This is a genomic window from Methylocaldum sp., from assembly GCF_035627495.1.
Classification (GTDB): Bacteria; Pseudomonadota; Gammaproteobacteria; order Methylococcales; family Methylococcaceae; genus Methylocaldum.
Genome location: NZ_DASPLO010000151.1, coordinates 43,501 through 67,015, shown reverse-complemented (window position 1 = coordinate 67,015; position 23,515 = coordinate 43,501). Strand labels below are relative to the sequence as shown.

19 protein-coding genes are annotated in these 23,515 nt (G+C 54.2%); 15 read left to right on the top strand and 4 right to left on the bottom strand.

Going from position 1 to position 23,515, the window contains the following annotated elements; translation table 11 throughout:
- Positions 1-413: 413 nt before the first annotated feature.
- The 3 genes from aceE (at position 414) to lpdA (ending at position 5,975) form a co-directional block, all read left to right on the top strand.
- Entirely contained in the window at positions 414-3,101 is a 2,688-nt protein-coding gene (gene aceE, locus VEB01_RS12830; RefSeq protein ID WP_324876026.1) for a pyruvate dehydrogenase (acetyl-transferring), homodimeric type, read from the top strand.
- A gap of 10 nt (positions 3,102-3,111) precedes the next feature.
- Positions 3,112-4,461, top strand: a complete 1,350-nt coding sequence (aceF, locus tag VEB01_RS12825; RefSeq protein ID WP_324876024.1) for a dihydrolipoyllysine-residue acetyltransferase — start codon at positions 3,112-3,114, stop codon at positions 4,459-4,461.
- 92 nt (positions 4,462-4,553) lie between these two features.
- Positions 4,554-5,975 carry a dihydrolipoyl dehydrogenase gene (gene lpdA, locus VEB01_RS12820; protein ID WP_324876022.1) on the top strand — a complete coding sequence of 474 codons (1,422 nt, stop codon included), beginning with the start codon at positions 4,554-4,556 and terminating at the stop codon, positions 5,973-5,975.
- A gap of 72 nt (positions 5,976-6,047) precedes the next feature.
- Here the strand turns inward: lpdA and VEB01_RS12815 are convergent, their stop codons facing one another.
- Together VEB01_RS12815 and VEB01_RS12810 are read right to left on the bottom strand one after the other, a co-directional pair.
- The gene (locus VEB01_RS12815; protein ID WP_324876020.1) at positions 6,048-7,379 is read right to left on the bottom strand and encodes an AmpG family muropeptide MFS transporter; all 1,332 of its coding nucleotides are present in this window, start codon (positions 7,377-7,379) and stop codon (positions 6,048-6,050) included.
- Positions 7,357-8,136: an exodeoxyribonuclease III gene (locus VEB01_RS12810; RefSeq protein ID WP_324876032.1), complete on the bottom strand. Its 780-nt coding sequence runs from the start codon at positions 8,134-8,136 to the stop codon at positions 7,357-7,359. Before VEB01_RS12810 ends, VEB01_RS12815 begins: the two co-directional genes overlap by 23 nt.
- A gap of 204 nt (positions 8,137-8,340) precedes the next feature.
- Here VEB01_RS12810 and rpmE point away from each other — a divergent pair, with 204 nt between their 5' ends.
- Entirely contained in the window at positions 8,341-8,544 is a 204-nt protein-coding gene (gene rpmE, locus VEB01_RS12805; RefSeq protein WP_324876030.1) for a 50S ribosomal protein L31, read from the top strand.
- Positions 8,545-8,920: 376 nt separating this feature from the next.
- Here rpmE and VEB01_RS12800 read toward each other — a convergent pair whose 3' ends face one another.
- Positions 8,921-9,535 (bottom strand): hypothetical protein, encoded by a 615-nt coding sequence (locus VEB01_RS12800; protein ID WP_324876018.1) that lies wholly within the window; start codon positions 9,533-9,535, stop codon positions 8,921-8,923.
- 8 nt (positions 9,536-9,543) lie between these two features.
- Positions 9,544-11,961: a penicillin-binding protein 1A gene (locus VEB01_RS12795; RefSeq protein ID WP_324876016.1), complete on the bottom strand. Its 2,418-nt coding sequence runs from the start codon at positions 11,959-11,961 to the stop codon at positions 9,544-9,546.
- A gap of 267 nt (positions 11,962-12,228) precedes the next feature.
- Between VEB01_RS12795 and VEB01_RS12790 the strand changes: the two genes are divergently transcribed.
- The 11 genes from VEB01_RS12790 (at position 12,229) to VEB01_RS12740 (ending at position 23,502) form a co-directional block, all read left to right on the top strand.
- A complete protein-coding gene (locus VEB01_RS12790; protein ID WP_324876014.1) occupies positions 12,229-13,290 on the top strand; it encodes a pilus assembly protein PilM in 1,062 nt (353 codons plus the stop codon).
- On the top strand, positions 13,290-13,874 hold the full coding sequence (locus VEB01_RS12785; protein ID WP_324876012.1) for a PilN domain-containing protein: 585 nt from the start codon (positions 13,290-13,292) through the stop codon (positions 13,872-13,874). The genes VEB01_RS12790 and VEB01_RS12785 overlap by 1 nt, the downstream gene beginning before the upstream one ends.
- Positions 13,871-14,515, top strand: coding sequence for a type IV pilus inner membrane component PilO (locus tag VEB01_RS12780; protein WP_324876011.1), 645 nt, complete (start codon positions 13,871-13,873; stop codon positions 14,513-14,515). Before VEB01_RS12785 ends, VEB01_RS12780 begins: the two co-directional genes overlap by 4 nt.
- Positions 14,516-14,627: 112 nt before the next feature.
- Complete coding sequence (locus tag VEB01_RS12775; RefSeq protein WP_324876009.1) at positions 14,628-15,086, top strand: pilus assembly protein PilP; 459 nt, start codon at positions 14,628-14,630, stop codon at positions 15,084-15,086.
- The gene (locus VEB01_RS12770) at positions 15,083-17,329 is read left to right on the top strand and encodes a type IV pilus secretin PilQ (protein WP_324876007.1); all 2,247 of its coding nucleotides are present in this window, start codon (positions 15,083-15,085) and stop codon (positions 17,327-17,329) included. The genes VEB01_RS12775 and VEB01_RS12770 overlap by 4 nt, the downstream gene beginning before the upstream one ends.
- A gap of 130 nt (positions 17,330-17,459) precedes the next feature.
- Positions 17,460-17,990 carry a shikimate kinase AroK gene (aroK, locus tag VEB01_RS12765; protein WP_324876028.1) on the top strand — a complete coding sequence of 177 codons (531 nt, stop codon included), beginning with the start codon at positions 17,460-17,462 and terminating at the stop codon, positions 17,988-17,990.
- On the top strand, positions 17,987-19,069 hold the full coding sequence (gene aroB / locus VEB01_RS12760; RefSeq protein WP_324876005.1) for a 3-dehydroquinate synthase: 1,083 nt from the start codon (positions 17,987-17,989) through the stop codon (positions 19,067-19,069). The genes aroK and aroB overlap by 4 nt, the downstream gene beginning before the upstream one ends.
- A gap of 73 nt (positions 19,070-19,142) precedes the next feature.
- Positions 19,143-20,753 (top strand): AAA family ATPase, encoded by a 1,611-nt coding sequence (locus VEB01_RS12755; protein WP_324876003.1) that lies wholly within the window; start codon positions 19,143-19,145, stop codon positions 20,751-20,753.
- Positions 20,754-20,886: 133 nt separating this feature from the next.
- A complete protein-coding gene (gene hemE / locus VEB01_RS12750; RefSeq protein ID WP_324876001.1) occupies positions 20,887-21,954 on the top strand; it encodes a uroporphyrinogen decarboxylase in 1,068 nt (355 codons plus the stop codon).
- A gap of 3 nt (positions 21,955-21,957) precedes the next feature.
- On the top strand, positions 21,958-22,521 hold the full coding sequence (locus VEB01_RS12745) for an NUDIX hydrolase (RefSeq protein WP_324875999.1): 564 nt from the start codon (positions 21,958-21,960) through the stop codon (positions 22,519-22,521).
- A gap of 345 nt (positions 22,522-22,866) precedes the next feature.
- Positions 22,867-23,502, top strand: coding sequence for a hypothetical protein (locus tag VEB01_RS12740; protein ID WP_324875997.1), 636 nt, complete (start codon positions 22,867-22,869; stop codon positions 23,500-23,502).
- Positions 23,503-23,515 lie beyond the last annotated feature (13 nt).

The following is a 23,515-nucleotide window of genomic DNA, read 5'->3' as shown; positions in this document are numbered from 1 at the left end:
CGGCACTGGCGAAAACTCAATGGCATTCCCCGCTTGGCTCAGGTTATCGAGGGAGTCGTGTTCAAGGACGGAGTTCGGGAAGACGCCGAGAAAATCGCCGCCTGAGTCCGCCCCGTACACAAAATTTGACCATTACTCGTTTTTCAGATGTGCTTTTGTGGCGTAATTGACTCGTAATCTGTAACATTTTCCGATTAGATCTTTTTCTAAGAATACAAACATTGATCTAGTTCAGGCGGCAAAGTCAGAGGTGCGCATTTCCCGAGCAGTGGATTGGCACACTAAGAAGCATGCCAGTAATTCTTTATTCCCAGGCAATAGTACCAGTCGCAAACGATAGCTGCCTTCAAAGTTGCTTATCTATAATCGAGAACATCGACTGGAGGACCTTAATCAGTGAAGGAGCCCTTAATATGTCAGCCGTGAGCCCATCTCACCCATCGCAGAACGTTAGTAGTGCCAATGACATCGATCCCGAAGAAACCCGTGAGTGGTTGGAGGCCCTGGAAGCGGTAATCGAGGCTGAAGGTATTCAGCGGGCACATTTCCTGATCGAAAGCTTGGTCGACAAGGCGCGCCGGGCCGGGGCGAACCTGCCCTATAAAGCGAATACTGCCTATATCAACACAATTCCACCCCATATGGAGCCACGCCTGCCGGGCGACGCCGGCTTGGAACAGCGCATTCGTTCGTACATCCGCTGGAACGCCATGGCCATGGTTGTTCGAGCCAACCGCAAAACGAGCGAATACGGGGGGCACATCGCTACCTTCGCTTCGGCCGCGACGCTTTACGACGTGGGTTTCAACCACTTTTTCCATGCCGCCGATAAGCACCATGGTGGAGATCTAATTTACTTCCAGGGCCATGCTGCACCTGGTATCTATGCCCGAGCTTATCTCGAGGGGCGGTTCACCGAAGAGCAGTTGGACAACTTTCGCGCCGAAATCGGTGGCAAAGGTCTCTCATCCTACCCTCACCCCCGGTTGATGCCCGAGTTTTGGCAGTTTCCGACGGTATCCATGGGACTCGGTCCCCTGATGGCGATTTATCAAGCACGCTTCATGAAATATCTGGAGGACCGGGGAATTCTGTCGACTGCGGGCCGTAAAGTTTGGTGTTTCTGCGGCGACGGCGAGATGGATGAGCCGGAATCCATGGGGGCCATCGGACTTGCCGGCAGGGAAAAGCTGGATAACCTCATCTTCGTCATTAATTGCAATCTGCAGCGGCTCGACGGGCCGGTGCGGGGCGACGGCAAGATTATCCAGGACCTTGAAGCGGAGTTCCGCGGCGCCGGCTGGAACGTCATCAAAGTCATCTGGGGGTCGTACTGGGATCCCCTGCTCGCTAAGGATAAGAACGGTTTGCTGAAAAAACGCATGGAAGAGGCGGTGGACGGCGAATACCAATCGTACAAAGCGAAAGGCGGCGCCTACACTCGCGAGCATTTTTTTGGCAAGTATCCGGAGCTCGCGGAGATGGTGGCCAACATGTCCGACGAGGATATCTGGCGCTTGAACCGCGGTGGGCACGACCCGCACAAGGTTTTTGCCGCTTATCAGTCGGCGGTGCGTCATACCGGGCAGCCCACGGTTATTCTGGCCAAAACCGTCAAGGGCTACGGCATGGGCAGCGCGGGTGAGGGACTTATGACCACACACTCGCAGAAGAAAATGGACGAACAGGCGATCCGAGCCTTCCGCGACCGTTTTAACATTCCCATTCCCGATGAAAAGCTAACGGAACTCCCCTATTTCAGGCCGCCGGAAGACAGTCCCGAGCTGCGCTACATGCACGAGCGTCGGCAGGCTCTGGGCGGATTTATGCCGCAACGTCGACGCGATGCACCGCTTTTGCAGGTGCCGGAGCTGGATATCTTCGAACCTCTGCTGAAGAGCACCGAAGATCGCGAAATGTCCACCACCATGGCGTTCGTGCGCATGCTGACCCTGCTATTGCGGGACAAAAAACTGGGCAAGTACGTAGTGCCCATCGTTCCCGACGAAGCCAGGACCTTCGGTATGGAGGGATTGTTCCGCCAGTACGGCATTTATTCGTCCGTTGGTCAATTGTACGTGCCAGCGGATGCCGGCGGGGTGATGTACTACAAGGAGGACAAAACGGGGCAAATCCTGGAGGAGGGTATCACCGAGGCTGGCTCTATGTGCTCCTGGCTCGCGGCCAGTACGGCTTACACCAATCACAACATTCAGATGATCCCGTTTTACATCTACTATTCGATGTTCGGCTATCAACGGGTGGGGGATTTGATGTGGGCTGCGGGCGACATGCAGGCGCGCGGCTTTTTGATGGGGGGAACGGCGGGGCGTACGACGCTGGCGGGCGAAGGTCTGCAGCATCAGGACGGGCACAGCCATGTCAATATGTCGGCAATCCCCAACTGCGTGGCTTACGATCCTTGTTTTTCTTACGAGCTAGCAGTGATTGTCCAAGACGGCCTAAGGCGGATGTATCAGGAAGGTGAGGGCATCTTCTATTACATCACGGTGATGAACGAAAGTTACACTCATCCCGACATGCCGGGCGATGTCCGCGACGGTATTGTTAAAGGGCTTTATAAGTTCAAAGATGCCGGTGAATCGGCTCAAGCTCAGCTTTTGGCTAGCGGTACGATACTCCGCGAGGCTCTCGCCGCAGCGGAACTCCTGGAGCAGGATTTTGGCGTAAAAACGACCGTTTGGAGTGCGACCAGCTTCACCGAACTGCGTCGCGACGGACTAGACAAGCAGCGGTGGAATCTCCTGCATCCGGCCGAACCGCCCCGAATAAGCTATGTGGAAGAATGTCTAGGCGCAACCCAGGGGCCCGTCATCGCGGCATCCGACTATATCAAAACGCTTGCCGATCAAATTCGGCCGTTCGTGCCCAGGTCTTATACGGTGCTCGGCACCGACGGGTTCGGTCGAAGTGAGCGAAGATCCGAATTACGGAGATTTTTCGAGGTGGACCGGCATTACATCGCATTTACCACACTAAAAGCTCTGGCCGATGAAGGGAGCGTGGCGATTTCTACACTCACGGAAGCTATGGCCAAGTACGGCATCGACCCGGAAAAGCCCAATCCAGTGCAGGTGTAAAGGAAACGCTATGACAGTAGAAAAAGAAGTTGTACTTCCAGACATCGGTGATTTCAATAACGTCGAGATCATCGAGGTACTGGTTAAGCCGGGTGACGCGGTTAAAGCAGAAGATTCCTTGATCACGCTGGAAAGCGATAAAGCGGCGATGGAAGTGCCTTCGCCCTTTTCCGGTGTGGTGAAAGCCATGCGGGTTAAGGTCGGTGACCGGGTGAGTAAAGGCTCGCCGATATTGCAGTTGGACGTTGCAGATCAAGCCGAGTCGGAGCGGGAGGAGAAGGCTCCGCCAACGGTGGAGGCGGAAGCGGGAAAGATTGTCGCCGGCGAAGCGGAGTCCAAGCCCGCTGCCGAGCAGGCTGCACCTTCGGCGATAACTGAACCGGAGGTAAAGCCAACACCCGCGCCCTCGCCGGTCGTTGCCGAACGAGCTTTGGAAGCTACCGAAGAGCGCACGCACCCTCCTCATGCGAGCCCATCGGTTCGGAAGTTCGCCCGGGAGTTAGGGGCGGAGCTTCTTACAATTCAAGGTACGGGGCAAAAAGGCCGTATTTTAAAGGAGGACGTGCAGGCGTTCGTAAAAGCTAGCTTGAAGCGGACCGAACAAGCGATGACCGGTGGCGTTTTCGCAATCCCGGCTCAGCCGGAGATCGATTTCGCGCAATTCGGCGCCATCGAACGGCAGATGCTGTCCCGCATCAAGAAGCTTTCCGGTCCGAATCTGCTTCGGAGCTGGATGAGCATTCCTCATGTCACGCAGCACGATGAGGCGGATATTACGGAGCTTGAGGCATTTCGCCAGTCAATCAAGAGCGAAGCGGAAAAGCAGGACATAAAGCTCACCTTCCTGCCATTCGTCATCAAAGCCGTTGTGGCTGCGCTCAAGAGGTTTCCGACTTTCAATGCCTCCCTCGCGGCGAGCGGCGAAGAGTTGATCCTTAAGAAGTATTATCATTTAGGCGTGGCGATGGACACCCCGGAAGGTCTAGTGGTGCCCGTAGTGCGAGATGTCGATCAAAAAGGCATCTTCGATCTGGCTAAGGAGCTTGCCGAACTCGGTACCAAAGCCCGCGGCAAGAAACTTCGCGGCACCGATCTCGAAGGAGCGTCATTTACTATTTCGAGTCTCGGCGGGATTGGCGGTACGGCCTTTACTCCCATCATCAATCCGCCTCAGGTGGCTATCCTCGGATTGTCCCGGGCGCAAACCAAGCCGGTTTATCTGGACGGGCAGTTCGTTCCCCGGTTGATGCTGCCGTTGTCCCTGTCTTACGACCACCGTGCGATCGACGGGGCAGAAGCGGCCCGATTCACGGTTTATTTGGCTGGGCTGTTGGCCGAGTTGAAGCGAGTCCTCTTGTAGGGGTGGATATGCTGCTCGTTGGCGCAACCCGGCTTGATACGACAGCTACCGAACATTAACCTGCCGATTGTCCATAACAAGGAATTCAATTAATGTCCGATGCATCCAGTCTACACGCTGAAGTTCTCGTATTAGGCGGCGGTCCCGGAGGTTACACCGCCGCGTTTCGAGCCGCCGATTTGGGAAAGCAGGTCGTCTTAGTCGAGCGCTATCCGGTATTGGGTGGCGTTTGCCTGAATGTCGGCTGTATTCCCTCAAAAGCATTGCTACATGCTGCCAAGGTGATTCAGGAGGCTCATGAAGCATCAAGCTTCGGTTTGGATTTTGGCGCGCCAAATATCGATTTAGCCAAGCTCCGCGACTGGAAAAACAAGGTGGTGAAAACGCTCACTACCGGACTTGCGGGTCTGGCCAAGCAGCGCAAAGTCACCGTAGTCAACGGCGTCGGGACGTTTTCTTCGGATAGATCATTACAGGTCGAAACGGCCGAGGGCCAAAAAACGGTCAGTTTCGATCATGCCATTATCGCGGCCGGCTCGCAGCCGGTGAAAATTCCGGGCTTTCCCTCCGACGATCCGCGTTTAATCGACTCCACCGGCGCATTGGAGCTGACCGAGGTCCCCAAGCGTCTTCTAATCATCGGCGGTGGCATCATCGGCTTGGAGATGGCTACCGTTTATCATTCTCTGGGTGCGAAGATCACGGTTGTCGAACTGATGGACCAGCTCATTCCTGGCTGCGATGCGGATCTGGTGAAACCGCTACATCAGCGTATCAAGAAGCAGTACGAAAATATTTTCCTCAAAACCAAAGTGACGCGTATCGAGGCGAAACCGGAAGGACTTCAAGCTTATTTTGAAGGCGGGGAAGGTGCGCCCGAATCCGATGTGTTCGACCAGATTTTAGTCGCAGTAGGGCGGCGGCCGAATGGCGATCAGATCGGCGCGGAAAACGCAGGTGTCAAGATCGACGATAAAGGCTTCATCCCGGTAGACAACTGCCAGCGAACCAATGTGCCCCATATCTACGCCATCGGCGATATCGTGGGCAATCCGATGCTGGCGCACAAGGCGACCCATGAGGCCAAGGCGGCGGCAGAGGTCATTTCCGGTTTGCCGTCGGCGTTCCAGGCGCTGACCATACCCTCGGTAGCTTACACCGATCCTGAAGTGGCCTGGATGGGGCTAACGGAAAACCAAGCGCAAGCACAAGGCATCGCCTACGACAAGGCCGCATTTCCCTGGGCGGCGAGCGGGCGGGCTTTGGGCATCGATCGCAAAGAGGGCGTGACCAAGATCCTGTGCGACAAAGAGACCAAGAGAATCTTGGGTGCGGGTATCGTCGGCCCGAATGCGGGAGAGCTCATCAGCGAGGCTGTCCTGGCGCTTGAAATGGGCGCCGATATGGAGGATATCGCACTAACCATTCACCCGCATCCGACCTTGTCCGAAACGTTTGCCTTTGCCGCCGAGATGTTGGAAGGCAGTATTACGGACCTTTACATTCGAAAGTAGGCCGAATTCACGCCGTAGGAGAGTGTTGATGGGCGTTATAGCTCATCGCCGTACCTTCTTGCGGCGGATCTTTTATTCAGACGACTGCGAATTGGTTTGGGGTTCGAGGCGCTCCGGATCTCTGGTTCCCTTGTCGCCCTTCCATGGCGCTACTTTGAACAGTAGCAGCATGCCCGGGAGGGTGAGCGCGAAGCACAGCCAAAAGAAGCGCTCCCAGCCGAGCGCTTCGATGTGAAGCAGCGAAAAATCACCCATCTTTATATCCCCGCCTTCGACCAGAAAACCGGTGAACGCATTGGCTAGCGTCCGTGGGGTGGCGGCTAGGCTGGTAAAAAGTGCGAATTGGGTGGCGGTGTACGCCGGGTTGGTGGCCGTGGCGATATAGGCGACAAAGGCTGCCGTGCCTAATCCGACACCGAACGCCTCGGCGCCGATTACGGCGGCCAAGCCCGCCAAGGTGTGGCCGGCCGTGGCAAGCCAGGCAAAGCCCAGAATCACCAAGGCTTGTAAGGCGCCGAATACCCATAGGGATCGATGTATCCCTAGATAAATCATCCATATTCCGCCTAGAATGCCGCCTGCAACGTTCGGCCAGAGTCCGGCATGCTTGGCGATCATGCCAATTTCCGTCTTGCTGTAGCCCATGTCCAAATAAAAGGGCGTAGCCAGCGCCGTCGCCATGCTATCCCCTAATTTGTAAAAAAAGACAAATCCTAGGACTGTCAGCGCACCGCTCCAACCCTTGCGTTGAACAAATTCACGAAAAGGATCTACTAAGGCGCGACGTAGAGTGGAGGGAGCGTGGCCGGAAAACTCCGGTTCGGTTCCGATCAGCGTCAAGAAGAGGCCGGGGAGCATGAACAACGCCGTGATCGAATAGACGGCGTTCCAGGATAAGTGGTCGGCAAGGATCAGTGACAGCGACCCGGGCACGAGCCCTGCCACTTTGTAGGCATTCACATGGATTACGTTGCCTAGGCCTTGTTCCTCGTCCCGTAAAATTTCCCGCCGAAAAGCATCGATGGCGATGTCCTGAGTCGCCGAGAATAACGCCACCGCCACTGCCAGCCAGCGGATAGTGGCAATGTCGGGCACGGGGGCGAGCCAGCCGAAAGCCGGGATTGAGAGTAGCAGTGCCGTTTGCGTAATCAGCATCCAGGTCCTGCGCCGGCCCATCGGCAGGCCATAGCGGTCACAGAGTGGCGCCCATAAGAACTTCCAGATATAGGGAAATTGAACAAGAGCCAGCAGCCCGATTTCCTTGAGATCAACACCGCCTTCGCGCAGCCAGGCTGAAATCAGGCTGATCAGCACGAATAGCGGTAGTCCTGAGGAAAACCCCGTAAGGATGCAGATCAGCATCCGTCTATTGAACAGCGCTTCACGCCAGGAAAGGGTAGTCATAATCTATGGTGAGTGGAGCGTGATCGGAAAAGCGCTCTTCCTTGTAGACATGGGCGCCGCGAATCTTGTCGCTGAGGGCGGGGCTAGTTACGTGGTAATCGATACGCCAGCCCACGTTCTTGGCCCAGGCCTGGCCGCGATTTGACCACCAGGTATATTGTTCCGGCTCCTGATTCACGACACGAAAGGCATCGATCCAGCCGTCTTCCTCGAATACTACATCCAGCCAGGCGCGCTCTTCGGGCAGAAATCCCGAATTTTTCTGATTGGATCGCCAATTCTTGAGGTCGATGGGCTTGTGGGCAATATTCCAGTCGCCGCAAAAAATGTAACTGCGCCCTGACTGCGCGCATTCTCGAAGATACGGCAGGAAGCGGTTCATAAAGTCGAACTTTACCGCTTGCCTTTCTTCGCTGGACGAGCCGGAAGGCAGGTAAAGCGAAACGACGCTTAGGTCGCCGAACCGCGCTTCGAGATAGCGTCCTTCAGCATCGATATCCGGCCAGCCAACGCCTTGAATGACCTCATCGGGTTCCCTGCGGCTATACAGGGCAACCCCGCTATAGCCTTTCTTAACGGCATCCAGGTAATAGCATTGATATCCTTTGGGCCAGTAGATGGCATCCTCCAGTTGGTGCGTCTGAACCTTGGTTTCCTGTAAGCAGACAATGTCGGCATTCTGTTTATCCATCCAGTGGAAAAAGCCTTTGCGCGCTGCTGATCGCACGCCGTTAGCATTGAGGGAAATTATGCGCATCACGGTTTATATCTCAGATGGACTCATAACAGCTAGGCTGTCGCTGCCGAGAACGGAACATAGATTGACGTGGATTGGCTCAGCTCGGACAGGAGCAAGAAGTTCTTCATCAAAGAACGCGTCCATCTTGCGGCGAAGGGCTGTTTTCAGTACCATGAAAAATTTGTCGTTCCTTTGTTCTGCTTTCTTGGAGAGTGCCTAATTATGAAGCCGGATATTCATCCCGAATACAAATCCATCAACGTCCATTGCAGTTGCGGCAATACCTTCGAGACTAAGTCGACACTTAGCAAGGACTTGCAGGTTGAAGTTTGCTCCGCTTGCCATCCATTTTATACGGGCAAGCAGAAGATCGTCGACACTGCTGGTCGTGTTGACAAGTTCCGTCGCAAGTACGGTCGGGGCTGATTTTTATTCCCATCTGTGCCCCTCGAAATCGGTCTGTCCTTTTCTCTATAAACGTTAACAGCGATGAGCAAGGAACGCTCTCTGCCTCGAAATCGCAATCATTTAAATGGGGTGGACAGGGACGATAGCCGAAGTCCCGATACTCGGGGGCACGTGGGGTAGGGCGCCGCTAATTTAATGTAATTACACGCCGTTGTATTTCTTGCTTTATTGTCTTCGGACCAGCCATCTTATGCCGTATCAAGCATAACCCTCCGCGGTGATACGGTATCAAGTTAGAGCGAACGAACCGGTCGTATTGATGGGCTACAACTCGATTAAAAGATGTAGTTGATCGGGCGGTAAGGCATCGGCTTCTATTATGATCGTCGCTCTCTTAAGTAATCTGGGTCCCTAATGGTGAGATGTCGTTAATCAGTTTCTCAACATCTTGGAGAGAGCCTCCGGGTACAGACTTTTCCCTGCGATTTATCCGTTGTCCTTTTAATTCGGGGGGGAGTGTCACTAATTCCACTCGGATTCCATCTACAAAAAAATCCAGCGCCGGATAGGTAGCAACACGGTTGTGTCCCAAATTGAACGAAAAGGACTTTTCTTCAAACGGGATACGGGCTTCCATTAATTTCTTGATTATATCCTCGGGTGTTTCGGGATACACATACAAGATAATCGGGCTGTATTTGCCGGCGCTGCCATCCAACGCGCCGCCGATCAATCGCGGCGAAAACCCTTCCAGGAAACGCATGGCTTCTAGTGCGATCTTCCGCATATGGATAATGTGGAGCGGCTGTGTTTCAGCCCGATAGAGTCGATGGTATTCCTTCAGTGCTTGGTCAATTTCCTCGTTGCGGGGGAGGCTCCGCGAATTCGCTATCCCCAGGCGGGCGGCAGCCTTATTTTTTGCCGGAAGATAATCATTTACACCCTCTTCGGCCATGATCCTTGCGGCCTCCTGTGCAATCAGCAGTCGCGCTTTATCTCGCATGGACATAACGGAGATCAAAATAGTGATTCAATCGGTTTTTCGGCCGTGCTCCGTCGGGGCGGCGGCTCCGGCAATTCCGGCCGGGTCTCGTCTTCGATGGCTTCTGAGGGGATGGGCTCGCTTGAGCGCGGCGCCGCGTAATAACGAGGTGCCCGTTCTGATGGGAAGACCTCGAAGATAGCGTTAGTGCTGCCGGGCGGGGCAAGCATTCCCGTATCCGGGTCCACGCGAGCCGTCGTCAACCCGCTTGGAAGTGGGAAGGTTTGCTCGGGTACATCTTTGAGGGCTTCCTGCATGAAGTACATCCACATGGGAAGCGCGGCTTTGCCGCCGGTTTCGCCTTCGCCCAAGGATTTTGATGAATCGAACCCCACCCAAGCGATGGCCGCCAGGGAAGGAACATAGCCGTTGAACCAGGCATCTTTGTGTTCATTCGTGGTGCCGGTTTTCCCTGCGACATCGCTATGTCCTAATTCCATGGCGCGGGTTGCTGTCCCGGTCCGTACCACGTCCTGCAGCATGGAGTTCATCATGTAATGGACCTGGGGAGATAGAATACGGGGCGCAAAGTTCGTTTGGTGATCATCAGAGCCAGCACAATTCGCGCAGGCCGTTTGCGGGGTGGCTCGGAAGATAGTGCTATCGGCTTCGGTTTCGATGCGTTCGATAAAATAAGGATCAACGCGGAAGCCGCCGTTGGCGAATACGGCATAGGCTTGTGCCATCCTGATGGGGGTTGCGGTGCCGCTACCCAAGGCCAGCGGAAGGGATCGAGGTAGCTCTTCGGGCTGAAAGCCAAAGCGCGTAGCCATGGCTATGGCCTTTTTAAGGCCAATGCTTTGAAGCAGTCGAATAGATACAAGGTTTCGCGATTTGGCCAAGGCTACCCTGAGTCTTGTAGGGCCATAAAATCGGCCTGAGTAATTCTGTGGACGCCAGAGCCCTCCCTCCTGCGAGGGGTCGGAATAGACGATGGGCGCGTCATTGACCACACTTGCCGGGGTATACCCTTCGGTCAATGCCGCGGCGTAGAGAATGGGTTTAAATCCGGAACCGGGCTGTCTTTGAGCTTGCGTCGCTCTATTGAAATTGCTGAGAGTAAAATCATAACCTCCCGCCAGCGCGACTACGGCACCGCTCGTCGGATCCAATGCGACCAGGGCGCCTTCGGCTTCCGGAATCTGACTGAGTTTCCAGCGGTCGTTGCCGTCTTTGCGCAGCCTGATGAGATCGCCAGTCTTAAGTATCTCTTTGGCGCTTCGTGGCGTGGGCCCTTGCCCATTCTCGGTGATGTACTTGCGTGCCCATTGCAGGCCGTCCCAGTCGAGTACGATCCGTTGCTTGTCGCCGAGATAAATTTCCGCGGAAGTGTCTCTGACGGCGAGAACCAGTCCGGGAACCGTTTCTCCGGCCTTGGGAATGCTGGATAACCGCTCGTCCCAATCCTTGGCGTATTTGGCTTTATTTAGGTCCATTCGCTGCTTTATGCCCCGAAAGCCGTGGCGCTCGTCATAGTCGTGCAGCGTGAGGCGCAGGGACCTGTCGGCGGCCAATTGCAAACGGCTGTCGACGGTGGTGTATACCTTGTAACCGTTGGTATACGCCGCTTCGCCATATTGCTGATACATCTCGTTGCGAATCAATTCTGCGATGTAGGGCGCATTCAATTCGGAGGGGGATGTGTGGAGTTTTGCGGTAACTGGGCGGTTAATCGCCTCTTGATAGCGCTGATCGTCGATGTAGCCCAGTTTACGCATCCGACGCAGCACGTAGTTTCGCCGGCTTAAGGCCCGCTCCGGATTGGTTATGGGGTTGAACGCGGAGGGTGCTTTCGGCAAACCAGCGATCATGGCGATCTCGTCTAGTTCAAGCTCATGCATCCCTTTGCCGTAGTAGACCTGAGCCGCGGCCATGACCCCATACGCGTGATGGCCGAAATAGATCTTGTTCAAATACAGTTCCAAGATCTGCTCTTTCCTTAATCCCGATTCGATTTTGACCGCCAGCACGATTTCCTTGAGTTTGCGAAAGAAAGTCTTCTCGCTACTCAAAAAGAAATTGCGGGCCACCTGCATGGTGATTGTGCTGCCGCCCTGCTTCTTCTCTCCGGTCCGAAGAAAGGAAAACGTCGCCCGCAGTAAGCCTTGGTAGTCCACGCCCGGGTGGTCGAAAAACCGATTGTCCTCGGCTGCCAGAAAAGCCTGGGTTACTTTGCTCGGAACATCGGAAAAGCTGACCGGGCTGCGCTTCTTTTCGCCATATTGAGCAATAAGTAAGCCGTCTTTGCTGTAAATGCTCATCGGGGTTTGATACCGGGCGTCACGCAGAACTTCTATATCCGGAAGCTGGGGCTCGATGAAGCGATAAAGCAAAAAGGCGGCCAGAGCTAAGCTCGCGAATCCACCAAGCAGAAGGAGAAAGATTAGCTTCATGACGCTCGCTGAACGAGAGCGTGATTTGCGTCGACTGTTGCGGGTTCTCACTCGACAAAGAAATTAAAAAGACGTTTTCAGCCTGCAGCTAGCGAAATCAGCACCAAACGGCAGCTCTGAAATACTCGGTTGAACGGTAATTGGCGTGTCATGGGCAAAGTTCGAATCCCTACTATACTACAGTACGGAGTTCGGCGGGCGACGAGAAACAGCAATAAAACTTGGCATCGTTTACCTGAAGTCAAAGGCTAGTTTAGGAAATCATCGATGTTTTTTTTGAACCGCAAGAGACCACCGTTGCTTGGCATGGATATCAGTACGGCGGCTGTCAAACTGTTGGAACTAAGTAGAAACGGACAGCGTTACCGGGTGGAAAGCTATGCCGTAGCACCGCTGCCACTCGATGCCGTAATCGATAAAAACATTGCTAAGGTTGAAATCATCGGCAACGTTATCAAGACAGTCATCAAGCAATCGGGTACCCGCTTGAAGCACGCTTCGGTAGCGGTACCCAGTTCCTCGGTGATAACCAAGGTGATCTCGATGCCGGCCTCCTTGAGCGAAGATGAGCTGGAGGCTCAGCTTGAACTGGAGGCGGATCAATACATTCCGTACTCACTGGATGAGGTCAGCCTGGATTTCGAGGTGCAGGGTAGGGCCGAGAAAAACCCGGAAATGGTGGATGTGTTGCTGGTCGCCTCTCGTAAAGAAAATGTGGAGGATCGCGTAGCGGCTCTGGAGATGGCCGGGCTAAAGGCCGAAATCGTAGATGTGGAATCGTACGCCGTAGAGAATGCGTGCAGCCTAATTTTGGATCAGCTCCCCGAATACAATCCGGATCAGGCAATCGCCGTAGCCGACGTCGGATCAACCATGACTACCCTGAACGTGATCCACAATCGCCGGATCATTTATACCCGAGAACAGGGGTTCGGCGGCAAGCAGTTGACGGAGGAAATCCAGCGTCGTTATGGGCTTTCCTACGAGGAGGCCGGTTTGGCCAAAAAACATGGCGGTCTTCCGGACAATTATCTGCTTGAAGTACTGGAGCCTTTTAAACAAGCGATGGCGCAGCAAATTGGGCGCTCGCTGCAATTTTTCCTTTCTTCAAGTTCGCATCGGACTATTGACGGCGTGGTGCTAGCTGGGGGATGTGCCTCGATACAGGGTATTGATCGCTTTGTGGAAGAAATTCTAGGTATCCCCACCACCGCAGCCAACCCGTTTGTCAGCATGTCTCTTGCGCCGCGCGTCAAACCGCAAAGTTTGAGCAATGATGCTCCGGCATTAATGACGGCGTGTGGATTGGCTTTAAGGAGCTTGGACTGATGGCTCGAATCAACCTTCTTCCTTGGCGTGCTGAGCTTCGCAAACAAAGGCAAAAGGAATTCATAGCGATTGCCCTGACCGCGTTGTTATCGACCGGGGCGATTCTATGCTTTGTTCATTACTACATCGGCAACATGATCGATTATCAAAGCCAACGCAATCAGTACTTGGAATCCGAGATTGCGTTGCTTGATAAGAGAATCAAGGAAATCGAGGAATTGGAAGCCAAGAAAAAACGGCTGATCTCCAAGATGGAAGTGATTCAGCAATTGCAGGCGAGTCGTCCGGAGATCGTCCATTTGTTTGATGAGCTGGCGCGTACCATCCCGGAAGGTGTCCATCTAATGGATCTGACGCAGTTGGACAACAATTTGACGATGAACGGGATGGCCCAATCCAATGCGCGGGTATCCGCTTATATGCGGAATCTGGAGTCTTCACCCTGGATGAAGGAGCCACTGCTAAACATCATCGAGACCAAACAGGAGGCCAAGGAGGCTAAAAAGGAGCGGGGTAACAAGTTTACCCTTCAGGTGAAGCAGGGAGGTGATAAAGCGGACAGTCAGGAGAAGAATCCGTCATGAACCTTTCCAATATCAATTGGGACATCGAGAACGCGGGCGCCTGGCCACTGCCGATTAAGGCGGCGATTATTACGCTGCTATGCATTATTGCGAGTGGCTTATGGTACTACCTTGATACTCAGGACCAAATCGCACAACTCGAAACTGAGGAAGGTAAGGAGCAGGAACTCAAGAATAAATTCGAGCAACGACAAAAGAAGGCGGCCAATCTGGAAGAGTACAAGGAGCAAATGGCCGAAATAGAAAAGAGTTTCGGCGATTTGCTCAGACAACTACCCGATAAGACGCAGGTTCCCGATTTGCTGGTGGACGTATCTCAAACCGGACTGGCGAGCGGTTTGGAGTTCGAGCTCTTCAAACCCAGTACCGAAATTCCCAAAGAGTTTTATGCAGAGTTACCCATCGAAATCCGGGTCGTTGGTGATTACATGGAGTTCGGCACTTTTATCAGTGGACTGGCTTCTTTGCCGCGCATCGTAACGATACATAACGTCAAGATTGCGGCACATAACAAGGATGCGGGGAGCAAAAAGACTACGAAGGAGCCATTGGTCATGAGTGCGCTGGTCAGAACCTATCGTTACTTGGAAGACGGGGCGGTTCCAGCGAGTCAAGTCAAAAAGCCACAACAAAGCAAGTAGCACTATGGGCGGGCACTTAAAGTTTTTGGTATCTCCACGCTGTTCATGGCACGTCGTGTCGTGGTTGGTCGCTATCGGATTAACTGGATGCGCCGGGGGCGATATAACGGACTTGCAGGCCTACGTTGCGGAGGTCAAGGCACGCCAGAAAGGAGCGGTAGAGCCTCTGCCGGAAATCAAGACGGTGGAGCCATTCGTCTTCAATCCGGAAGATTTGCGAGATCCCTTCATTATTGATGAAAAGACCCAGGAGTCTGAGGAGGCAAAGGTTGAGAGCGGTATCCGGCCGGATACCAATCGGCCTAAGGAAGAATTGGAATCATATGAGCTCGATACCCTGCGCATGGTCGGAACGGTCGATCGGCAAGGCGCGCTCTGGGGGTTGGTCAAAGCCAGCGACGGTACGATTCACCGGGTGCGTGCCGGAAACCACATGGGAAAGAATTTCGGCAAGATCATCAATATCAAAGAAAACTTGATCGAATTGGTAGAAATCATATCCGACAGTCCTGGGGCATGGCGCGAACGCAAGGCGGCTCTCGATTTGGCGGAAGTGGGGGAAAAGAAATGAGAACGGTAAAAGGCATTGGCATTACTTCGACCGTATGGCAGCGATATAGAAAGGCAATAGGCTTCATTCTGATCGGCTTGTCCCTGCATCTGCATCTATCCGTTAGTCAGGCGGAAGGACTTGTACTCAAGTCCGTGGATTTTTCATCCCTACCCGGGGACAACTTGCAGTTGTTGTTGGGCTTGAGCGGGCCAGCCGTAGAGCCCAGAATCTTCCACACAGAAAACCCCGCCCGCATAGCGCTGGACCTGCCTGGTGTGGCCAACGGTTTGGAAAAGAAATCAGTGCCGATCAATGTAGGGGGGGCTCAAAGCATTCAGGCGGTGGAGTCGGCCGGACGCACCCGCGTGGTAATCAATTTGACCGATATGATGCCCTACGCCAGCCGAGTGGACGGCAACAATATTCTTATCACGCTGCAAAGCGGTGCTGCGCCGATTGCCGCCACGAAAGCGGCTTCAACAAAGTCCCAAATCATTGATCGGCCACTCGCGGGCAGCGACAGGCGGATTGAAAACGTCGATTTCCGTCGAGGCGAAAAGGGCGAGGGGCGGCTTTTGGTAACGCTGAGCGATCCTAAGTCTGTCGTCGATATCCACGAAGAGGGGCAAAAAGTCATTGTAAGATTTGCCGACACGAATCTGCCGTCGCAATTGGCGCGTAGGCTCGATGTCATGGATTTCGCCACTCCTGTTCGCTCCATCGAGTCGGCCATGGATGGAGCCCATGCTCGGATGGTTGTATCTCCCGTTTCCGATGAATATGACTATTCCTCCTATCAGACCGACAATGTTTTGGCGGTGGAATTTCGCCCTCTGACCAAAATGGAAAAAGAGGAAATTAAGAAGAAAAGCTTCACGTTCTCCGGTGACAAGCTGACTCTGAATTTCCAGGATATCCCGGTGCGGTCCGTTCTGCAGATTCTGGCCGATTTCACCAACCTCAACATTGTGGCCAGCGACACGGTACAGGGCAACGTAACACTCCGGCTCAACGATGTTCCGTGGGATCAGGCCTTGGAGCTTGTTCTTAGGTCTAAGGGTTTGGGTAAGCGCCAGGAGGGCAATATCATTCGCGTTGCTCCGATCGAAGAGATCAATAAACAGGAGAAGGAGGAACTCGAAGCGCAGAAAGTTGTGGAAGAACTGGAACCGTTGCGGACGGAAATCATCCAGATCAACTACACCACGGCCGAGGATATCAAGAAAGTCTTGGTCGGTACCACGGAGCGCACGAGTCAATCCATGACTCAGCCGGCTAGCATCGGAGGTGCGACGGCTTCCACGGCGGTATCGACACTGGATGTGAGTCAATCGGTTTTATCAGGGCGGGGCAACGTAACCGTCGATCCGCGGACCAATCAGTTGATCGTGAAAGATACTCCGCGCAATTTGGAGCGAGTCCGCGATCTGGTCCGTCAATTAGACAAGCCTATTCGGCAAGTACTCATCGAATCTCGAATTGTCATTGCTTCCAACGATTTTCTAAGGGATTTGGGCAGTCGCCTTCAGGTCAATAGACTCGTTAATGCAAGAGGAGCCAGCTCTTTTTCTACAGGCTCAGGCTCTTCAACTGATGGCGTCATTTTCCAGCAACCGGCTGCCGGTGGGGAAAAGTCTACCAACACCGATCTGCTGGTGGATCTCGCGGCCAGAGGCGCCGCGACCGCCGCAACGGGTGGCGCCAGTGCCATCGGGTTCACACTCATCAAAGCGGGCGATTACTTGCTGGATCTTGAGTTATCGGCCGCTCAGAGGGAAGGGCGTAGTGAAACCGTGTCCAATCCCCGGCTGATTACCTCGGATCAGACCAAGGCGGTAATCAAACAGGGTGTCGAGATTCCTTATCAGACCACAGTTGTAGCGGGAGGAGGAGCCTCGGCCAACATTTCGTTCAAACAGGCGGTACTCGAGTTGAACGTAACGCCGCATATCACGCCCGACGATCAAGTGTTGATGGACCTCTTGATCAAGAAGGATGAAAAAGGCGAGATAACACAAGCTGGCCCGGCGATCGATAAGCGTGAAATTCAAACTACGGCCCAAGTCGCCAATGGGGAAACCGTGGTTCTGGGCGGTGTCTACGAAGGGCAGAAGCTTAACAATACCGACAAAGTACCGTTTTTCGGCGATCTGCCCGGGATCGGATATATGTTCCGCAGAAACAACGTTGAAGATCGTAAAAGAGAGTTGCTCGTTTTCATTACTCCGAAAATTCTCAAGCAAGATCTCGCCTCTCGCTGATTGTTGCTGAAATTGCAGAAGGCGCGGCCTGAAAGGGCGGCGCCTTTTTGTTGTTGCGCCGGCTGTGAGTGCACTGCCCGGTATTTTCAATACACATGATATGATGACCCGATTTCTCATCTCGGGCGGCATGAGACATACGCACAATATTCATTTGATCGGGCCCATGGGAGCGGGCAAGACGACGATCGGGCGGCTTTTGGCCAAAGCCCTGGATGTCCGATTCGTCGATAGTGATAGGGAGATCGAACAGCGTACCGGCGTCAGTATCCCGATGATTTTCGAGTACGAGGGTGAAGAGGGTTTTCGGAGGCGGGAAGCGGAAGTTCTGGCCGACCTATCTTGCAAAAAGGGGATCGTATTGGCCACCGGGGGTGGATCAATCCTATTGCCGGAAAATCGCAAGGTTCTGCATGAACGGGGTTTTGTCGTTTATCTGCAGTGTTCGGTCGAAAAGCAGCTTGAAAGAACTCACAAGGATTCCAACCGGCCGCTGCTCAATACTCAGAACCCCCGCCAGAGGTTACAAGAGTTGCTGCGGGTGCGGGAGCCGCTCTATCGTTCCCTGGCTGATTTCTTGGTGGATACGGGAGAGCATTCCAGCCGCAGCGCCGTCCGTCAGATTTTGAAAGCTTATAGCCGAGCAAACGCGAATTCATGAAAACTCTGACCGTCAGTCTGGGCGAACGCAGCTATCCGATTTATATCGGATCGCAAATCCTGGAGTCCGGCGAACTGTTGTCAAGGCATCTAAGTTCCAGCCAAGTCATGGTCGTTACCAACGAAACGGTAGCGCCTCTTTATCTGGATCGGGTCAGACAAAGCCTAAACAGCAAGCTGATTGCCGAGGTGATCTTGCCGGACGGCGAGTCTTATAAAAGCATTGAATCGGCGATGACCATCTTCGATGAATTGCTTGCCAGAAAATTTAGCCGAGACGCATCTCTCATTGCCTTGGGGGGCGGGGTGATCGGCGATTTGGTCGGCTTTGCCGCCGCTTGCTATCAGCGGGGGGTGCCATTCATTCAAATTCCGACGACTCTGCTGGCGCAGGTGGATTCTTCCGTAGGCGGTAAAACCGCGGTCAATCACCCGCGCGGCAAGAATATGATTGGTGCTTTTTATCAGCCGCAATGCGTGATAGCCGATACCTCAACGCTCGATACTCTGGCCGATCGGGAGTTTAGCGCCGGATTGGCCGAGGTGATCAAGTACGGGCTTATTCGTGATTTTGCGTTCTTCGTCTGGTTGGAAGCCAACATGGAGATGCTTTTGGCTCGCGATGCGGATGCCCTGGCCTATGCCATCGAGCGCTCCTGCCTCAACAAGGCGGAAGTTGTAGCCGAAGACGAACGGGAATCGGGGGTGCGCGCAACGCTCAATTTGGGGCATACGTTCGGGCATGCCATAGAAACCGGTATGGGTTACGGTAGTTATCTGCACGGTGAGGCGGTGGCCATCGGAATTTGCCAGGCCGCGGATCTGTCGCGGCGGCTCGGTTGGCTCGACATGGGCGGTGTCGAGCGCATTATTTCGCTGCTTAGGCAGGCTCGGCTGCCGGTGACGCCGCCGATGGGGCTGGATACCGATCGCTACTTGGAGTTGATGGCCGTCGACAAGAAGAACGTGGAGGGTAAGCTGCGGCTTATTCTGCTCGAAAAAATCGGCAAGGCCACCTTGCCGATGAAGGTCGATCTTGAGTCACTTCGAGCCACGTTGGACCACTATGGGCGCGGCTGAATTTTCTTCGCCTCTTAGCGATCGTGAGAGCGCTCACGGTGCTCAGCCCTTGTCGCTTATTTCTGCAGCACGCATGCAAAAGTTCGATTTGCTTTTGCACCTGGCGGTCAACTTGGCTCAACCCATCGTCGTGTGTGGGCCGGAAGGCATCGGCAAAACAACTTTTCTGCGCTTTCTGGAGACCCGCTTAGCGCCACTCGCAACGGTCCGCTATTTGGTTTCTGCGCCGGGCATGGGTTATGAGCGGATTCTCGACGAGTTGTCGCGCACTTTGAATCAGGACAAGCCGAGGTCGGCCTCTTCGGGATTGGGCTTGACCGATTTATTGGCAAACTACGGCAAGGAGCATCGAAATCTCGTGCTGCTGCTCGATGATGCCGGCGCGCTCGCGCCGGGGCTTCTCAACGCGCTATGGCAGTTCGCAAGCTCTCATCCGGCCTTGCGGCTGGTGCTGGCGATGCGCAGCAACGAGGCCCTGCAAAAGTCCGACACGGATAGATCGGCTCTTGGTGATGCGTTTATTCTGGACATTCCTGCTTTATCGCAGGATGAGTGCAGATTTTATGCGCATCAATTAGCAACAAGGGTATCCGGGTTGCCAAGCGGGCAAGAGATTACGGAATCCTTTGTAAAACGGCTGTATTCCCGGAGCCGGGGAGTTCCGGGAGCGGTGGTCGAGATGCTGAAATCGTCGCATGGATCGACAAAAACAGCGGCTTTGGCTAACTTCGGCTGGGTAACCGCGGCCGGCTTATTGGCTGGAGTGACGGCTTACGCGTTCTTTCTATTTTTCTCGAGACAGACACCGGAACCGCAAAGACCGCTTCCCGATAGTTCGGCTGAGACTGTAAAGTCTAATGTAGCCATTGCGCCTTCCGTTCCGGAACAGGTTCAGGAAGTCGAGGCCTCGACCCCGGCAGAGCCGTTGACTAAAGTTCAGGAGCCGCCGGCATCGACAGCTGTCGAAATCGTTGCCGCTTCCCAATCGCCATCCGCGCCCTTGGCTTTAGCCGAGAGCGAAAAGACGGAGATCTCCAAGGCTTCCGAACCGGCAACGATAACCGCAACACCGGCTGCCGCAGTGCCTGTACTGGAAACGGAAGCGAAGAAGACGGCAGAAGACCCGAAGCCGATGGAATCGGGGGCTCCACTTGAGCCGCCACCCGCCGCGGTCGTGGAAGAGCCGAAAAACACGTCGGAGACTCAGGTTCAGGTATCGTCAGCCCGCCCTGAGCCGGCTGACTCTTTAAGAGAAGCCGAGGTGAAAGCGCGGGAGTCCGGGACTTCGATGGCGCAAGGTGAAACCTCCCAGCGGTCAAAATCGCCTGAGATCGTTATGGAAGGGCTCAAGAGCGCTGAATGGCTGATGGATCAAAGTCCAGAAGCTTACACCTTGCAGATTGTTGCCGTTTCCCGATTGAGTTCGGTAGTCAAGCTGGCTAAACAATTTCCGCTGGGCAGCGAACTAGCCAGTTTTCGTTCGCGCAAGGGAAGCGGCGATCTGTATCCGCTTTTCTTCGGAATTTATCCGACTTTGCCGGCAGCTAAGGAGGCTGCCGCAACACTGCCTGTTTCGCTCGGCCAGCCCTTGCCTAGACAGATGAAATCTATTCACCAAGAGATTCGGCGAATGATGCCGCGGCACGCCGCGTTTACCTCTTCGGCCGATTCGTCGGATCGTTGAAAATAACCGAACGAGTTCTCTATTCTGTGGGGCAATGTTATGAATTCGGCTGAATGCCTTACAGCGAATTCCCTGTAAATTTTTGCGCCCATTGTTGTAAACCGATCTCTCTGCCATTGACTTGCGTGACGCCATGAATGCACCTAAGAATGATTGTTTTATCCGTGCACTATTAAGACAGCCTGTCGAAAGAACGCCGGTTTGGATGATGCGCCAGGCGGGCCGCTATTTACCTGAATACCGCCGCGTCCGGGAACAGGCGGGCAGCTTTATGAAGCTGTGCAGTACGCCTGAACTGGCTTGCGAGGTCACGCTGCAGCCTCTTGCGCGCTTCCGGCTGGACGCCGCCATTCTTTTCTCCGATATTCTCACGGTGCCGGACGCGATGGGCTTGGGTTTGGAGTTCGTAGAAGGCGAGGGGCCCCGTTTCAGAAATCCGGTCCGCAGCGCCGCCGATGTCCACCGGTTGTCGGTGCCCGATCCGGAATCGGATTTGCGCTATGTCATAGATGCGGTCCGATTGATTCAACAAAATTTGGACGGCAGCGTTCCGCTTATTGGATTCTCGGGCAGTCCCTGGACTTTGGCCACCTACATGGTCGAAGGCGCCGGCGGGCAAGAATTTCGTAAGGTCAAGGGATTGATGTACGAGCAGCCCGTAGTTCTCCACGAGCTCTTGGAGAAATTGGCCGATGCCGTGGCGCTTTATCTCAATGCTCAAATCGCTGCGGGCGTCGATGTCGTCATGGTGTTCGACACCTGGGGCGGGATCTTGCCGACGGCGCACTACGAGGAATTCTCCCTGGCGTATGCGAAGCGCGTACTCGATAAACTGGATAGGCGCCGTGGCGATAAAACCATACCGACGATCTTCTTCACCAAGGGTGGTGGACAATGGTTGGAGGCCATGACGGAAGCGGGTTACGACGCCTTGGGTTTGGACTGGACCACGCCCATCGGGGTGGCGCGCCGTCGGGTGGGGCACAAGGTCGCCCTGCAGGGCAACTTGGATCCTATGGCCTTGTATGCACCGATCGAAACCATACGCACCGAAGTGAAGCGGATCTTGGAGCAATACGGCCATGGGGAAGGGCATGTATTCAATTTGGGACATGGGATACTTCCCGATGTCGATCCTGAGCACGCCAAGGCGATGATCGAAGCCGTGCACGAATTCAGCCCCGCATTTCATGGACGTTAATCTATGTCGGAAGACAATCCTTGGAAATTGATTCGGCGCCGGGAGGTCTACGAAAACTCGTGGATTCGCCTAGACGAAGATGAGGTGATCAATCCGTCCGGTGGGCTGAGCATTTACGGAAGAATCCATTTCAAAAGCCAGGCTATCGGCATCATACCGATAGACGCCGACAACAATACCTGGTTGGTTGGCCAATATCGCTACGTGCCCGATGCGTATTTTTGGGAAATCCCCATGGGCGGCTCACCCGAAGGGGAAGATATTCTGGAGACGGCGAAACGCGAGCTCAAAGAGGAAACCGGATTAACCGCCGGGAGTTGGAATCTCTTCATGCACCTGCATACCACCAATTCGGTCACCGACGAGGAAGGCTATGTTTTCCTCGCGGAGGATCTAATGGAGGGCGAGCCGGACTTCGAGGAAACGGAGGCCATCACCATCAAAAAGCTACCCCTGCAGGAGGCGATACGCATGGTCATGGACGGCGAAATCACCGACTCGATCAGTGCCGCCGGACTGTTAAAGCTTGCCTGCCTCAGAAATTCGCTTCCTCCTGCCCGCCGTTAACTACTCGTCTATTTCAAAAGAACTGCTGTTCTGTTGCAGGCTTCCTACACTCGCATCGAATTGTTAGATTTACTGCGTCCGCAGGACCTGGCCGGACTCTTGCCTACATTATAAGTAACGGGCGGAAAGTCGAATCGAGAAGGTGCGGAAGTCCGGATGCGATGAAAGAGCCAAGAACCGGGACGCATCACTATCGTCCAATTGTTAAACCGGCTTTTCCGCGACGTATCGGAGGCTTCGGCTTTCAGACAATTGCTATACTCGAAAAGAATCTTGCCGACCGATTTATAACAAAGGCGGATTCATTGCTCTTTTTGCAGATCTTAAATCTTGGGAGGTCTAGACATGATGGCGCCTGAGAATCTCGACGCAAGCTTGATTACTGACGTAAACGTGAAGGAATACTTCAGGGACTCGGTGACAACGGCTTTGTCAAACCAAAAAGTAGATGCCGGAGAAGATACCGTCTACTACATTGTCAATTTGCTTGCCTATTTTACCCAGGCGGACAAGCTGTTCTCCTACAGCGCCGAGGGCGTGACGCTGCAGCCGCTTGCCCTGATCTACGCTGAAGCCGTGGAAGCGGCGAGCGTGGAGGAGCGGCATCAAATTCTGCGCAGGCTGGGAGATGTGGCATTGTTAATTTCCGGCCTGTTTTCCTCCAGCCTTAATCGTAAGCTCGTCGACATCGACTATTACATTGCCATGGGAGGCACGGCTTACGGTTATCTGTGCGACCTGAATCGCGGCACGTTACGAGGCAGAGCGTTCTGTGCGATTTTCGGCGAGCTTGCCGAAAAGTTTCAGTCGTTCGTAGATGTCCTTTCGGAAGTCGGAGAGAGGACGCCGATGAATTCGTGCACCGATATCATGCGGCTTTATGAAATCTGGCTTAGAACCGGCAGCAAGCGTGCGGCTGACAAACTCAGGAAACTGGGCATAGAGCCGGCGCAAGGCTCCATCAGCCACCGGCACAACTGAAGGAGGCGCTGTT

Bases quoted from the DNA above. Each gene is read 5' to 3' on its own strand.
- VEB01_RS12745 (WP_324875999.1), top strand. From the start codon at position 21,958: ATGTCGGAAGACAATCCTTGGAAATTGATTCGGCGCCGGGAGGTCTAC.
- VEB01_RS12810 (WP_324876032.1), bottom strand. From the start codon at position 8,136: ATGCGCATAATTTCCCTCAATGCTAACGGCGTGCGATCAGCAGCGCGC.
- VEB01_RS12755 (WP_324876003.1), top strand. From the start codon at position 19,143: ATGCAAAAGTTCGATTTGCTTTTGCACCTGGCGGTCAACTTGGCTCAA.
- hemE (WP_324876001.1), top strand. From the start codon at position 20,887: ATGAATGCACCTAAGAATGATTGTTTTATCCGTGCACTATTAAGACAG.
- rpmE (WP_324876030.1), top strand. From the start codon at position 8,341: ATGAAGCCGGATATTCATCCCGAATACAAATCCATCAACGTCCATTGC.
- aroK (WP_324876028.1), top strand. From the start codon at position 17,460: ATGAGACATACGCACAATATTCATTTGATCGGGCCCATGGGAGCGGGC.
- VEB01_RS12795 (WP_324876016.1), bottom strand. From the start codon at position 11,961: ATGAAGCTAATCTTTCTCCTTCTGCTTGGTGGATTCGCGAGCTTAGCT.
- VEB01_RS12770 (WP_324876007.1), top strand. From the start codon at position 15,083: ATGAGAACGGTAAAAGGCATTGGCATTACTTCGACCGTATGGCAGCGA.
- lpdA (WP_324876022.1), top strand. From the start codon at position 4,554: ATGTCCGATGCATCCAGTCTACACGCTGAAGTTCTCGTATTAGGCGGC.
- aceE (WP_324876026.1), top strand. From the start codon at position 414: ATGTCAGCCGTGAGCCCATCTCACCCATCGCAGAACGTTAGTAGTGCC.
- aroB (WP_324876005.1), top strand. From the start codon at position 17,987: ATGAAAACTCTGACCGTCAGTCTGGGCGAACGCAGCTATCCGATTTAT.
- VEB01_RS12815 (WP_324876020.1), bottom strand. From the start codon at position 7,379: ATGACTACCCTTTCCTGGCGTGAAGCGCTGTTCAATAGACGGATGCTG.
- VEB01_RS12740 (WP_324875997.1), top strand. From the start codon at position 22,867: ATGATGGCGCCTGAGAATCTCGACGCAAGCTTGATTACTGACGTAAAC.
- VEB01_RS12790 (WP_324876014.1), top strand. From the start codon at position 12,229: ATGTTTTTTTTGAACCGCAAGAGACCACCGTTGCTTGGCATGGATATC.
- VEB01_RS12780 (WP_324876011.1), top strand. From the start codon at position 13,871: ATGAACCTTTCCAATATCAATTGGGACATCGAGAACGCGGGCGCCTGG.
- aceF (WP_324876024.1), top strand. From the start codon at position 3,112: ATGACAGTAGAAAAAGAAGTTGTACTTCCAGACATCGGTGATTTCAAT.
- VEB01_RS12785 (WP_324876012.1), top strand. From the start codon at position 13,290: ATGGCTCGAATCAACCTTCTTCCTTGGCGTGCTGAGCTTCGCAAACAA.
- VEB01_RS12800 (WP_324876018.1), bottom strand. From the start codon at position 9,535: ATGTCCATGCGAGATAAAGCGCGACTGCTGATTGCACAGGAGGCCGCA.